The 13,871-nt window shown below is 40.4% G+C and carries 13 protein-coding genes; 10 read left to right on the plus strand and 3 right to left on the minus strand.

Annotated features, from left to right (window positions below):
• Positions 1-7 precede the first annotated feature (7 nt).
• The 3 genes from IV514_RS03910 to IV514_RS03920 form a co-directional block, all read right to left on the minus strand.
• The gene (locus IV514_RS03910; RefSeq protein WP_206483584.1) at positions 8-961 is read right to left on the minus strand and encodes a D-2-hydroxyacid dehydrogenase; all 954 of its coding nucleotides are present in this window, start codon (positions 959-961) and stop codon (positions 8-10) included.
• A 26-nt stretch (positions 962-987) separates the two neighbouring features.
• Entirely contained in the window at positions 988-2,193 is a 1,206-nt protein-coding gene (locus IV514_RS03915) for an NnrS family protein (RefSeq protein ID WP_241242163.1), read from the minus strand.
• A gap of 103 nt (positions 2,194-2,296) precedes the next feature.
• Complete coding sequence (locus tag IV514_RS03920) at positions 2,297-2,545, minus strand: DUF2164 domain-containing protein (RefSeq protein WP_206483585.1); 249 nt, start codon at positions 2,543-2,545, stop codon at positions 2,297-2,299.
• Positions 2,546-2,767: 222 nt separating this feature from the next.
• On the opposite strand from IV514_RS03920, the gene iscX reads away from it, so the two are divergent.
• The 10 genes from iscX (at position 2,768) to bamB (ending at position 13,778) form a co-directional block, all read left to right on the plus strand.
• Positions 2,768-2,968, plus strand: coding sequence for a Fe-S cluster assembly protein IscX (iscX, locus tag IV514_RS03925; protein ID WP_206483586.1), 201 nt, complete (start codon positions 2,768-2,770; stop codon positions 2,966-2,968).
• Positions 2,969-3,185: 217 nt separating this feature from the next.
• Positions 3,186-4,877 carry an NAD-dependent malic enzyme gene (locus IV514_RS03930; protein WP_206483587.1) on the plus strand — a complete coding sequence of 564 codons (1,692 nt, stop codon included), beginning with the start codon at positions 3,186-3,188 and terminating at the stop codon, positions 4,875-4,877.
• Between the two features lie 262 nt (positions 4,878-5,139).
• On the plus strand, positions 5,140-5,571 hold the full coding sequence (gene ndk, locus IV514_RS03935) for a nucleoside-diphosphate kinase (RefSeq protein WP_206483588.1): 432 nt from the start codon (positions 5,140-5,142) through the stop codon (positions 5,569-5,571).
• Positions 5,572-5,902: 331 nt separating this feature from the next.
• On the plus strand, positions 5,903-7,063 hold the full coding sequence (locus IV514_RS03940; RefSeq protein ID WP_206483589.1) for a bifunctional tRNA (adenosine(37)-C2)-methyltransferase TrmG/ribosomal RNA large subunit methyltransferase RlmN: 1,161 nt from the start codon (positions 5,903-5,905) through the stop codon (positions 7,061-7,063).
• 33 nt (positions 7,064-7,096) lie between these two features.
• A complete protein-coding gene (pilW, locus tag IV514_RS03945; RefSeq protein WP_206483590.1) occupies positions 7,097-8,287 on the plus strand; it encodes a type IV pilus biogenesis/stability protein PilW in 1,191 nt (396 codons plus the stop codon).
• Positions 8,288-8,300: 13 nt separating this feature from the next.
• Positions 8,301-9,281, plus strand: coding sequence for a RodZ domain-containing protein (locus tag IV514_RS03950; RefSeq protein WP_206483591.1), 981 nt, complete (start codon positions 8,301-8,303; stop codon positions 9,279-9,281).
• A gap of 27 nt (positions 9,282-9,308) precedes the next feature.
• Positions 9,309-10,427 (plus strand): flavodoxin-dependent (E)-4-hydroxy-3-methylbut-2-enyl-diphosphate synthase, encoded by a 1,119-nt coding sequence (gene ispG, locus IV514_RS03955; protein WP_206483592.1) that lies wholly within the window; start codon positions 9,309-9,311, stop codon positions 10,425-10,427.
• Between the two features lie 96 nt (positions 10,428-10,523).
• Positions 10,524-11,798 (plus strand): histidine--tRNA ligase, encoded by a 1,275-nt coding sequence (gene hisS / locus IV514_RS03960; protein WP_206483593.1) that lies wholly within the window; start codon positions 10,524-10,526, stop codon positions 11,796-11,798.
• A gap of 9 nt (positions 11,799-11,807) precedes the next feature.
• Positions 11,808-12,446: a tetratricopeptide repeat protein gene (locus IV514_RS03965; protein WP_206483594.1), complete on the plus strand. Its 639-nt coding sequence runs from the start codon at positions 11,808-11,810 to the stop codon at positions 12,444-12,446.
• Positions 12,447-12,584: 138 nt separating this feature from the next.
• Positions 12,585-13,778: an outer membrane protein assembly factor BamB gene (bamB, locus tag IV514_RS03970; RefSeq protein WP_206483595.1), complete on the plus strand. Its 1,194-nt coding sequence runs from the start codon at positions 12,585-12,587 to the stop codon at positions 13,776-13,778.
• Positions 13,779-13,871 lie beyond the last annotated feature (93 nt).

Here is a 13,871-nt window from a genome sequence, read left to right on the forward strand (position 1 = left end):
GGCTTTGCTACGCAATGCGGTTAACTAACTTGCCTTGTTTAAAGGCGGCAATATTGTCTGCAACTAAATTAATCAGTCGTTGCTGCGCTTCAATACTTGCCCAAGCAATGTGTGCGGTTATAACGAGGTTACTGGGTTGCTCACGTAGTAATGGATGATCAGCCGAAGGAGGCTCTTGGCTGATGACATCCAAAATGGCGTGGGCGATTTCCCCCTGATTGAGTGCTTGGAGCAAATCAGTTTCGTTGACTAAAGCACCACGTGCCGTGTTTATCAATACGGCGGATTTTTTCATTTTTTTGAGTACAGCAGCGTTGATTAACTGCTCCGTATCTAATGTTTGTGGGCAGTGTAAGCTTAAAATATCAACTTGTTGAGTAAGCTGCTCAAATGCTATTCGTCCTGCTCTGATAGCTTTCGCGTTAGGGCGTTCACTGATTAACACTTGCATGCCAAACGCTTGAGCAATCGTTGCAACCGCTTGGCCTAAACTGCCATAGCCGACAATGCCAAGAGTTTTCCCAGCTAATTCAATGCTGCCATTACCATGTAAACAAAAACTAGCGGAATGCTGCCACAAGCCATTTGCTACATTGTCACTGTGATGATTCGGTTGGCTAAAATAATTCAGCAGTTGGGCAAACACATATTGAGCAACCGATTGCTTGGCATAGCCGCTAACATTTGTAACGGCGATGTTTAATGCTTTTGCCGCGTCAATATCAATATTATTAATCCCTGTCGCCGTGATACATACCAGTTTTAATTGAGGTAACTGTTCCAGTAATTCTGCTGTTAATTCCACTTTATTAGTGAGAATGATCTCAGCATTTTGGCAGCGAGTCAGAACTTGTGAAGGAGCAGTAAAATCGTAAACTTCTAGATGAGTCAGTTGCCTAGTCAGATCGTCTAAACAAATATTTTCACTAAATGTTTGGCGATCTAAAAACACAGCTTTCACTAGGCAAACTCCTGATAAAATTGTTATTAGCCTGGACGGCCATCTTGTCTTGCTTTCACTAACATTGGGGCATAATGATAAACAAATATACCAAAAGCGATATACCAAAATCCAGCACTGGCTTGATAGAGCGCCATGTTTGCTTCAGGTGAAAAGATAGGTAACACGCTACGAATAACTGCGGCAACAAATATTGCAAGAAACGCCACTGACATGGTTTTAGGCGGTTGTAACATTCGTCCGGTATGGCCTAGTGAAACGCGAGCAATCATAGCTAAAATCAATCCACCCATACCTCCGATAGTTAGCATGTGCCATACGTGGTTACTGGCAATGTCGCTGGAAAAGTAGCTGATACCAATCAACCCCATACCAAAGGCAATAAAAAGCACTGATAAGTGCAATGACCATAATAATGGCACCTTAATTGTGATCCATGGGCGCCAGCGAGTGATACGGATAAGCTGAAAGGTTGCCGCAATCATTAATAAACCACCGAGTATTGAAAAATTAGTATTTACGATAGGGTGGGCGAATAAATAAAAGGTGACGATAGCAATGGAGCCATTTGTTGCTTTATCTAACAAAGGTAAAGGGGTTACTTTTGGCGTTTGAGTACCATTTGCGGTAAACATAGGGCCAACACGCCCAACCATAACAGACATTAAAAAGGTCACTAGCATCACGCCAGTATAGGCTGTTAGCTGTGTAGAAACACTTGCAGGCTCAAATACTGACAGATACATTTGAATATTTACTAAGGTAAATAGTACTAACAGAGGCACAAAGAATAAGTTTCGATATTGCTTGATAGCAACGATTGGCCGCCCCAAAAAAATTGCTACGGCTGGTAAAAAGGATAAATCGAGTATCATGCTAACGGTAGTACCGAGTACGTTAGGAAATAATAAGGCAAACCGTGCTGATAACCATAGCAACACTAAGAACAATAGCGATTTATTTTGAATTCCTTTAATGCCGGTCCAGTTTTGTACCGCCGTTAACAAAAAGCCAGCAATGATAGCGCCAGCAAATCCAAAAATCATTTCATGTACATGCCACCAATAACCGCCACCAAAAGGTGATAAAGAACCTTTTCCTTGAAACATCAATAGCCAAAGCATCACAGCAACAATGGCAAAAGCTGCGCCTAACAAAAAAAAGGGTCGAAAGCCAAGACGTAATATCGGCAGAATTTTCTGCTCTTTTTGTAAATCGGTTATTTGCATCATAAGTTATTTTCTGAGCTGTTAGTGTTTATAGCGATAATTATACGCATTCGCGATAAAAGTTTTATGGCTTAAATCAAATAAATGTTAGCCAATTTGATATTTATCAATTGTTAACTGGCTGTTCGATCTCATAAATGGCATCGCTTATTTGTTCTACTCGCTCATTTACTATCTGTTGTGCATCATATAAACCGCGATTATAAAAATAAACGCCCATTTCTTGCGCGAAAAAATCCAATAAAAAGTCAGCGTCAAACTGTCCCAGCTCTTGTTCAAGCTCTCTGGTAAAGTAGCGCTGTAATTTAATGATCATTTGTTCTTTTTCTTGTGGAGAAAATGTAATCGTGCTCATGGGAAGTTTCTTTATTATGAGGTTAACTAATCACTATATTTTACTCTATACTCAAGCGATAGGCTTTATTAATTATTGAATTTTATGAAAAAGAAGTTATTGGCTATGTGGCATACCGATTGCGAGTTTTGTCGTCGAGCACGGCTGATTTTAATCTGGCTGATTCTTATGCTACTTGCTGATGCATTTTGGTTTCATTTATTGATCAAATGAGGAAAAGTGATGGGATACCGTTGGACAGATTCGCAAGAAATCGCATTGGATTTAATGGAACATTATCCCGATGTGGATCCGTTTAAATTGCATTTTACCGAGTTGCGAGAATGGATACTGGCGTTAGATAATTTTGATGATGACCCCGCTCATTGTGGTGAACGTGTGTTAGAGGCAATTCAATTAGCATGGATGGCTGAAATGGATTAAAAGCAATTACTTTGATGATTTAAATCTATTTTAACTCTTTTTTATCAAATTGCTGATAATAAACCCTATTTTGTCGTCTACTCATCGTCTATACTTGGGCTGTTTATTTGTGTGGTGAATTTTCGCTATTCACCTTGTTTATTTTTGTGTGCCGCTAGCTATTATTCAACGATGAACTAACCAGTGAGCCTCGTCAGTTAAAATAATGTAATTACTTATGTCAAAATTTAGCAAACGTCCATTATATATTCCTTATGCAGGTCCTAGTCTTTTAGAGTCCCCATTACTTAATAAAGGCAGCGCGTTTAGCAAAGAAGAGCGTGCAAGCTTTAACTTAACGGGGTTATTACCACCAAGTTACGAAACTATCGAAGAACAAGTTGATCGATGTTATCGCCAATACAGTAGCTTTCGCACTAACTTAAATAAACATATTTATTTACGCGCTATTCAAGATAAAAATGAAACCTTGTATTACAAATTGGTCCAAGATCATTTAGAAGAAATGTTACCCATTATTTACACGCCGACGGTGGGGGATGCATGTGAGCAGTTTTCTGATATTTATCGAAGTAATCGAGGTTTATTTATTGCCTATGATGAACGTGATCAGATGGATGATATTTTACGTAATGCCACCAAAAATAAAGTAAAAGTGATCGTGGTTACCGATGGCGAACGCATTTTGGGCTTAGGCGATCAAGGCATTGGCGGCATGGGGATCCCGATTGGAAAATTAGCGTTATATACCGCATGTGGTGGTATTAGTCCGGCTTATTGCTTACCGGTGATGCTTGATGTTGGGACTAATAATGAAAAATTATTAAATGATCCTATGTATATGGGCTCACGCCGTAAACGCATTAATCAGCAAGAGTACGATGAATTTGTCGATATGTTTATCACAGCCGTGAAACGCCGTTGGCCGCATGTCATGTTGCAATTTGAAGACTTTGCACAACCAAACGCGACACCATTACTAACGCGTTATCGAGAGAAAATTTGCTGTTTCAATGATGATATTCAAGGTACTGCTTCGGTTACTGTGGGTACATTACTAGCGGCTTGTCGTTCAAAAGGGCAAAACTTATCTAGTCAAAAAGTGGTATTTGTTGGAGCTGGTTCTGCAGGTTGTGGTATTGCTGAGCAGATCATTGCCCAAATGACTAGTGAAGGCATTTCACCAGAGCAAGCTCGAAGCCAAGTATATATGGTTGATCGTTTAGGCTTGTTAACCGAAGGCATGGAAGGCTTGCGTGATTTTCAGCAAAAGTTGATGCAAACACATAGCGCATTAACTGATTGGCAGGTTGCAGGAGAATATGCGTCATTATTGGAAGTGATGGAAAATGCTCAGCCGGATATATTAATTGGCGTTTCAGGTGTGCCTGGTCTTTTTACCGAGCAAGTGATCAAAGCAATGAAAGCCCATTGTGAACTGCCTATCATTTTCCCATTAAGTAATCCGGTTCGCCAAGTAGAGGCGACACCGGAACAAGTGATTCATTGGACTGATGGGCAAGTTATTGTCGCAACAGGTAGTCCGTTTGATGCGGTTGAGCACAATGGCAAACTCTTCCCAATTGCGCAGTGTAATAATAGTTACGTGTTTCCAGGGATTGGTTTAGGGGTCATCTCTGCCAATATTAATCGTATTACTGATGAAATGTTAATGGTTGCCAGTAGCACTTTAGCACAAGCCTCACCACTTGCTAATGATGGGGAAGGCGAGTTATTACCGCCATTAAGAGAAATTGCCAACCTAAGTAAAGACATTGCTTTTGCTGTCGCTAAAGTCGCATTTGAGCAAGGCCATGCATTAGCGATTGATGATGATAGCCTACGAGCCAAAATTGAGCGAAATTTTTGGCATCCTGCGTATCGTCACTATAAGCGTATCAGCATTTAGTTAAGAAGACGTTAAAATTAAAACGGGCATCATTTCTGTTGCCCGTTTTTTATGCCTAAACTTAAGAGTTATCCGCTTATTTTCAAGGGGGCATATTTTCGGTCAAGGACATCACAAGCTGATGTTCTTTTGGTTATTGCCAGTAGCAAATAGGTGAATTATTTGACTAACTGGATAACTGCTTGGTTATTGCCAGCAATTCGTCTATAATCGCGCCAAAATTTTTACACCTATTTATTCAAATTTATAATGAGGGCTTATCATGGCTATCGAACGTACGTTTTCTATCGTAAAACCTGACGCAGTTGCAAAAAATGTAATTGGTCAAATCTACAACCGTTTTGAAACTGCTGGTTTAAAAATCATTGCTTCTAAAATGGTTCACTTAACTAAAGAAAAAGCAGAAGGTTTCTATGCTGAACATAGCGAGCGTCCTTTCTTTGGTGCTTTAGTTGAATTCATGACATCTGGCCCTGTAATGGTACAAGTATTAGAAGGCGAAAACGCTGTTCTTAAAAACCGTGAAATCATGGGCGCTACTAACCCAGCTGAAGCATTAGCGGGTACTTTACGTGCTGATTATGCAAATTCAATTGATGAAAATGCGGTTCACGGTAGCGATGCTTTAGAATCAGCTGCACGTGAAATTGCGTATTTCTTCTCTGATGATGAGATCTGCCCACGTACTCGTTAATTTCTATTTAAACGTGCTAATTTCACGCTTAACTGTGTTGCAAGTGCTCACCTAGTAAACTAGGCTCCGCGCTAGCGCCTTGTTAATCAAGAAGTTATCTACGTTTTAACCTGAAATTAATAGTTAAAAGGATTTTACTGATGTTCGGTAAAATCCTTTTCTGTGTTTAGTAACTTGTGTTTTATCGCTAATTGTTAGCCCGTTTAAGACTGTATAGCACTTGCTCGAGCTGATTAACAATTATTGATAATTCCTGTTTAAATTGTTTGTTTCGTCTAAAAAGTGTACAATTTGCGCCCTTTAAATTTTGTTGTATTGAGAAATTATTTTCATGAGTGATGTGACCGAAATCGTAACGCCGTCGACTAAGAAAAAAGTGAACTTACTGAACTTTGATCATCAGTCGATGCGTGAATTTTTTGCAGAAATTGGCGAAAAACCTTTTCGTGCAGACCAGTTAATGAAGTGGATTTATCACTTCGGTTATTCCGATTTTGAGTTGATGACAAACCTCAACAAAAAGTTAAGAGAGAAACTACAGCGTAATACCGAAATTAAAGCGCCAGAAATTTCACAAAAACAAGTATCGTCTGATGGCACAATTAAGTACGCCCTGAAATTAGAAGGCGGACAAGAAGTTGAAACGGTATGGATCCCTGAAAATGATCGTGCCACTTTATGTGTGTCATCTCAGGTTGGTTGTGCACTAGAATGTACGTTTTGTTCGACGGCTCAGCAAGGGTTTAACCGCAACTTATCAACGGCAGAAATTATTGGTCAAGTATGGCGTGTCGCCAATGATATCGGTGCTACGCGCATCGCGGGTAAACGCCCGATTACCAATATTGTGATGATGGGCATGGGTGAACCTTTACTGAATATGAAAAACTTGATCCCAGCATTAGATACAATGCTTAACGATTTAGGGTATGGTTTATCAAAGCGTCGTGTGACTGTGAGTACCTCAGGTGTGGTGCCAGCGCTCGATATGCTCAAAGAAAAGATTGATTGCGCCTTGGCCATCTCTATTCATGCGCCTAACAATGAGTTACGTGATGAATTAGTGCCGCTCAATAAAAAATATCCGCTCGAAGAATTTCTTCAGGCGGCTGGTCGTTATATTGATGGTTCAAAAGCAAACAAACAAGCAACGATTGAGTATGTGATGCTTGATCATGTTAATGACAGTACTGATCAAGCACATCAATTAGCGCATGCGTTAAAAGATTTACCCAGTAAAATAAACCTGATCCCATTTAACCCATACCCAGGTTCACCCTATAAGCGTTCAAGCAATTCTCGTATTGATAGATTCGATAAAGTCCTGCAATCTTATGGGCTTACGGTTATCACGCGACGCACTCGTGGTGACGATATTGACGCGGCATGTGGGCAGTTAGCGGGTGATGTTTTAGATAGAACCAAACGTACCTCAACAATCGCTGAAAAAAAACAGGTGAAAGCTGAACAAATTTCAGTAAAAATAGTCTGATAACCTACAAATAAATAGTGACGTCAGTATTTTATGCAAAAATTTAATCGGTTCATGGTTGGCTGTTGTTTCGCGTTAACGGTTTCTGGCTGTGTCACGCAAAACTACGAAAATGATAAGAGCACGCCTGTTGTTCAAAATGAGTCAACCCAGAATGAAATTGCGATGACAAGGATTTCGCTAGGGTTAGGCTATTTGAAAATGGGCAATACCTCCCAAGCAAAGCTCAATCTAGAAAAAGCCAAACGATTTGCGCCTAAATTAGTGCAAGTTTATACCGCGTTTGCTCATTATTATGATACGGTTGGTGAGCCTGAACAGGCAATTCAATCTTATGAAAAAGCATTATCTATTAAGTCAGATGATGCCGATACCTTGAATAATTATGGTGTGTTTTTGTGTAAACAGGGGCGTTATCAAGCCGCTGAAGAGCAAATGTTAAAAGCGATTGCGGTGCCGAGTTATATTTTGGTTGCCCAAAGCTATGAAAATCTGGCCTTGTGTCAGCTACAAGCAAATGATTTTAACAAAGCCGAATTATACTTAGGTAAATCAATTGCCCATAGTCCCAGTAATGCATCCTCCTTATTAAACATGGTGAAATTGCAATATGCTAAAGGGGATTATAAACAGGCCGATGTTTTCTTAAAACGATACGAAAAAGCGTCACGTCGCTTTTCACCTGAGTCATTAGCCTTAGCCTATAAGGTTTTTGCAAAGGGACGTAATCTAAAAACGGCGAAAAACTATGCTGCCATGCTAGTAAAAATGTTTCCGAATTCGTACCAATCAAAACAGTATTTACTTAACGGTTTGAGTACAATCGAAGCGGACAAATTAGCGCAAAAGTATCAAGAGAGCTTACGAACAGCGGCGCAAAAGAGCAGAAAAAAGCGTATGGTGAAATTATCGCCTAACAGTTCTGTGGTTAAAAACACGGTCAAAAAGCCAGAAAAGCCGTCGCAAGAAATTGTTAAATCACAAGCTGAAAAAGATGTAGCTGTCGACTCGGCTGAAAAGATAAACCAAGTGAATAGTGAAGGTCAGCAAGTCACTTTACCAGTACATGTTGTGGTTAAAGGAGATAGTCTATATTCTATTTCGAAAAAATATAACATTCATATGAAAGCGATAGAGCGCTGGAATGGCATTAAACGCTCTAATGTTTTAAAAATAGGTGATGTTATTTATTTAGCGAACCCGAAAAAAATAGTGAAGTCTTAAGAGCAATAACTAAATGAGTGAAGAAAAAGAGGTAGTAGAGCTACCTGAAGATATTGAAGTTATTGGCCCAGGCCAAATGCTGGCAGAAGCACGAGAGTCCCTAGGTCTCACACAGCAGCAAGTGGCGGATAGGTTAAATTTCCGAACCACCTTAGTGAAAGAAATTGAACAAGAAATTTTTGACCAATCATTGCCTTCAACCTTTAATCGTGGCTATTTAAAAAACTATGCAAAGCTCGTGAATATTTCGGTAGATGAAGTGCTTGAAAGCTATGAAATGCTTAATGTAGCTCATAAGCAAGGGGCTGAAATGCAAAGCTTTTCTAAGCAAACAGAAAAGCAAGCTGAAAGTAATCGCATTATGTGGATCAGTTACTTGATTTTAGCGCTATTGATTGGTGCAACCATAATGTGGTGGTTGCAAGATAGCGATCAAAATAAAGTTGAGGCAGTGAGTGCCAATCAGCCTGAAGTCGTCAATACTGCTGATGAAGTAAGTCAAGTTAGCAAAACAAGTAGCAACTTAACGCCTGAGCAAGCTGTAGCAGCTGAAACAGATACAGACACTGACAATGAACAAACTACGCCATTATCCGATACGCTTATTGCAAATGTGCCAACAACAGAGCAAGTTGATGAGCAAGTAACTGAAGCTGCCCAAAACCAGATTGCAAAAAGCGAAAGTACGGAAAGTAATAACGATGCGCTAGCAAGTGAAGATGATGCTATTACCACCGTTGATTTTGGCGCGCCTGAGCAGGCTCAATTTACTTTTTCGGGTGATTGTTGGGTTAATATTTATGATGCCACTGGCGAGCGTATTGCTTGGGGCATTAAAAAGTCAGGTTATGTGATGAATATTAGTGGTCAAGCACCATTTACCATCACTTTGGGTAAACCTGAATTAGTCAGTATTGTTTATCAGCAAGCATCTGTCGATATGTCACAGTTTAGCAGTGGTAATATTGCCAAATTTACCCTGCCTCTCGAGTAACCACCTTAGTCAACATTTTGAGTTATTATGTTTAAAGAATCTCCTATCATTCGCAGAAAGTCTCGTCAGATAATGGTTGGCAACGTGCCCGTGGGGGGCGATGCGCCAATTTCTGTGCAATCGATGACCAATACCTTAACAACGGATGTTGCTGCAACAGTGGCTCAAATTAAAGCATTAGAGGCGGTTGGTGCAGACATTGTTCGTGTCAGTATCCCAACCATGGATGCTGCAGAAGCATTTAAAGCAATCAAACAACAGGTGAATGTGCCTTTAGTGACAGATATTCATTTTGATTATCGTATTGCATTGAAAGTGGCAGAATATGGTGCTGACTGTTTACGTATTAACCCAGGAAATATTGGTCGAGAGGATCGTGTTCGTGCGGTGGTGGAATGTGCCCGTGATAATAACATTCCGATTCGTATTGGCGTTAATGGCGGTTCGCTAGAAAAAGATATTCAAGAAAAATATACCGAACCTACGCCTGAAGCTTTACTTGAATCAGCCATGCGTCATGTTGATATACTCGACCGGTTAAACTTTCATGAGTTTAAAGTGAGCGTAAAAGCGTCAGATGTGTTTCTAGCGGTTGGTTCATATCGACTATTAGCTAAGCAAATTGATAACCCATTGCATTTAGGCATTACTGAAGCCGGCGGATTGCGTTCTGGTTCGGTGAAATCTTCTGTGGGTTTGGGCTTGTTGTTATCTGAAGGTATCGGAGATACCTTGCGTGTTTCTTTAGCCGCAGATCCAGTTGAAGAAATTAAAGTTGGTTTTGATATCTTAAAATCACTGAAATTGCGTAGTCGAGGGATTAATTTTATTGCCTGTCCTAGTTGTTCTCGACAAGAATTTGATGTGATCAACACTGTGAATCAATTGGAACAACGAGTTGAAGACATTATGACCCCGATGGACGTGTCTATTATCGGCTGTATTGTTAATGGCCCTGGTGAAGCGACCGTTTCTGATTTAGGTCTAACCGGAAGTAGTAAGAAAAGTGGCTTTTATTTAGACGGTATCCGTCAAAAAGAGCGCTTTGATAACAATGACTTGGTTGATCAATTGGAGCAACGAATTCGCGCGAAAGCGGCGTTAATGGATCAGGCCAATAAAATTGATATTGAAGAAATTGAATAGTAAAAACCAACCTCGGGTGTTGGCTAGTTTACGTTTGTCGCTAAACTGCCTATAATGCGCGCTTTATTTTACATTTCTGCAAGAGAGAACATTTAGGTGAGTAAAACGATACAGGCAATTCGAGGGATGAACGATTGTTTACCTTCAGAAACTAATGTTTGGCAAATGGTGGAGTCAGTATTACGTCGCGTGGCGAGTAATTACGGATTTGCTGAAATTCGTATGCCTATTGTTGAATCGACCGCTCTGTTTAAACGCTCTATCGGTGAAGTAACCGATATTGTTGAGAAAGAAATGTACACCTTTGATGATCGTAACGGCGATAGCCTTACTTTACGACCAGAAGGAACTGCCAGTTGTGTGCGAGCTGGTAATCAGCATGGTTTGTTATACAATCAAGAGCAACGTTTGTGGTATATGGGACCAATGTTTCGACACGAACGTCCGCAAAAAGGTCGCTACCGTCAGTTTCATCAATTTGGTTTAGAAGCTTTTGGTATTGCTTCACCAGATATTGATGCCGAAGTGATCAGCTTAACCGCGCGTTTATGGCGTGAGTTGGGGATCAATGAATTTGTCACTTTAGAGATTAATTCACTGGGCTCCAATGAAGAGCGCGCTAACTATCGTGATGCTTTAGTTGCGTTTTTGACCGAAAAAGAAGACCAGCTTGACGAAGATTCTAAGCGACGTATGCACACCAATCCATTACGTGTTTTAGATAGTAAGAACCCTGAGGTACAAGCGGCATTAACGGGGGCGCCAAAACTTTCTGATTATTTTAACGCTGAGTCGCTTGAGCATTTTGAAGGGGTTTGTCAACGTTTAGATGCGGCAGGTATTGAGTACGTTATCAATGATAAATTAGTACGTGGTTTAGACTATTATAACCGCACTGTGTTTGAGTGGGTGACTGATAGTTTAGGAGCGCAAGGGACGATTTGTGCGGGTGGGCGTTATGATGGCTTAGTAGAACAACTAGGCGGTAAAGCGACTCCTGCCTTTGGTTTCGCGCTTGGTATTGAGCGTTTAGTGTTGATGTTAACCAGCTTAGATAAAATACAAAACATTCGCCCTCAAGTGGATGCTTATATTATCAAGCTGGGTGAACAAGCGGATATTCAAGGGAATGTATTAGCAGAGCAATGGCGAGATCAAGTACGCGAAATTCGCTTACAAAGTCACTGTGGTGGTGGCAATATGAAAAAACAAATGAAACGTGCCGACAAGTCGGGCGCTCAAATAGCGATTATCTTAGGTGAAGATGAAATTGCTAACCAAACCGTGACAGTAAAATATTTGCGCGGACAACATGAACAACAAAGTGTGGCCTTTGACCAAGTGCCAAACTTATTAACAGCATTAATTTAAGGGTATACAGTGGCTGATCATCAAACAGAAGAACAACAAGTAGAAGCGATTAAAGCATTTTGGCAAGACAATGGTAATTCCATTATTGCTGGCCTTATTATTGGCTTTGCAGGTTTTATTGGTTATGGCTATTACAAAGATCACAAATTAACAAGTGAATTAAATGTTTCTGAAGCCTACCAAGATGTGATTGCTTTAGCAGATAAAGACGATAAAGCGTATCGTGCTGCGGGTGATAAATTTGTGCAAGAGAATGCGGATTCTGGTTATTCGGCGTTAACTGCATTGGCATTAGCTAAAGATGCCGCAGAACATCAAGATTGGCAGCAGGCTGAGCAGTACTTAACAACGGCAATTAATAACACTGCTGAAACTAGTATTAAAGCGATCGCTGCTGTCAGATTAGCACGTGTACAAATTCAACTTGAACAGTATGAGCAAGCGATTGCGACGGTTTCAAAAACATTACCTGCTTCATTTAAAGCCACGGCTGAAGAAATTAAAGGCGATGCTTTGTTACAACAAGATAAAGTTGAGCAAGCAAGAGCGGCCTATCAAGCAGCAATTGATGCATCTGGTGATAACGTCGCGCCGATATTACAAATGAAGTTGGATGATCTAGCGCAAAATATCGTGTTAAGTAAATAATCAAACACTCATTGATAAAGGTAATTGGTATAACAATCGCAATTATCGTGAACTTTAATGATTTTCTTGGTCAAAGAAGTGAACATAAAAATAATGGAGCCCTGAGTGCTTTTTAATCATAAAATAAATCGAATCAATATGAACTTAGCCAAGAAGTTATTTGTTACTTGCTTCTTAACTGCTGGATTAATGGCATGTTCTTCTACGGAAGATGAGATAGACGAAACTGAACCGGTTGAATTGACTGAAATTACCGAAAAGTTTCAACCACAAGTGTTATGGGAAGCCAGTGTTGATGATGGTGTTGGCCATTATTATTCACGATTATCACCGATAGTTGCTTACGATAAAGTATTTAGTGCCAGTCGAGAAGGAGATGCTTTTGCTTTTGACCGTGTCACTGGTAAAGAGTTATGGCATGCCGATTTAAGAAAAGAAAACCCAAATGGCGGATTTTGGGCGAGTAAAAAGCCTGCTTTGCTAGCAGGTGGCCCAGTTGCAGGCATTAACAAGGTATTTATTGGTAGTGAAAACGGCCAAGTAGTGGCTTTATCGGCTGATGACGGCACCATTGAATGGCAGGCGAAAATTAAAGGTGAGGTTATTGCGTCCCCAGCGATAGATGCCGGCACTTTAGTGGTCAATTCAGCATCTGGTGTGATCAAAGCATTTAATGCCAGTAATGGTGAAGAATTATGGAGTGTTGAACAAGAAGTTCCGCCATTAACTCTACGAGGCATCAGCGCACCTGCAATGGCTGCTGGTGGCGTGATCATTGGCTCTGCTGATGGTAGCTTAACTGTATATATCGTTGATAATGGTCAGCAAGGTTGGACCGCCGAAGTGGGTGAAGCCACAGGTTCAACGGAATTACAACGAGTGATCGATATTGATAGTCAGCCATTGATTTATGGCGATAAGGTTTATGCCATTTCTTCTCGCGGTCACTTTGTTGCTGTAGATTTACGCTCGGGTCGAACTTTATGGAAACGTCAGTATTCCTCTTTCCGTAAAATAGCGGTAAGTGGCAACACTTTATTTATCACTGATGTGAAAGGTCATGTTTATGCGGTAGATCGTATCAACGGCTTAGAGAAATGGAGTCAACTATCGTTAACTAATCGTGGTGTAACCGGTGCTGCCGTAGTCAATGACTATGTGGTGGTTGGGGATTATGAAGGTTACTTACATTGGTTAGATCAAGAAACGGGGGAAATTGTTGCCCGTCATTTGGTTGATGGTAGTGGCATTCATAGTACTCCTGTTGTTGAAGATAACGTGCTTTATGCACAATCACGTGATGGTGATTTACAGGCGATAAAAACACCTTAACGGTTTTTTATCAACTACACTAATAACGGTTCCGTGGCGTTAAGTCTTCGGAGCCGTTGTTTGTTATTATGGCAATTGTTTTTATTTTATTTT

Source organism: Thalassotalea sp. G2M2-11 (assembly GCF_017168195.1).
In the GTDB taxonomy this organism is placed as follows: domain Bacteria; phylum Pseudomonadota; class Gammaproteobacteria; order Enterobacterales; family Alteromonadaceae; genus Thalassotalea_E.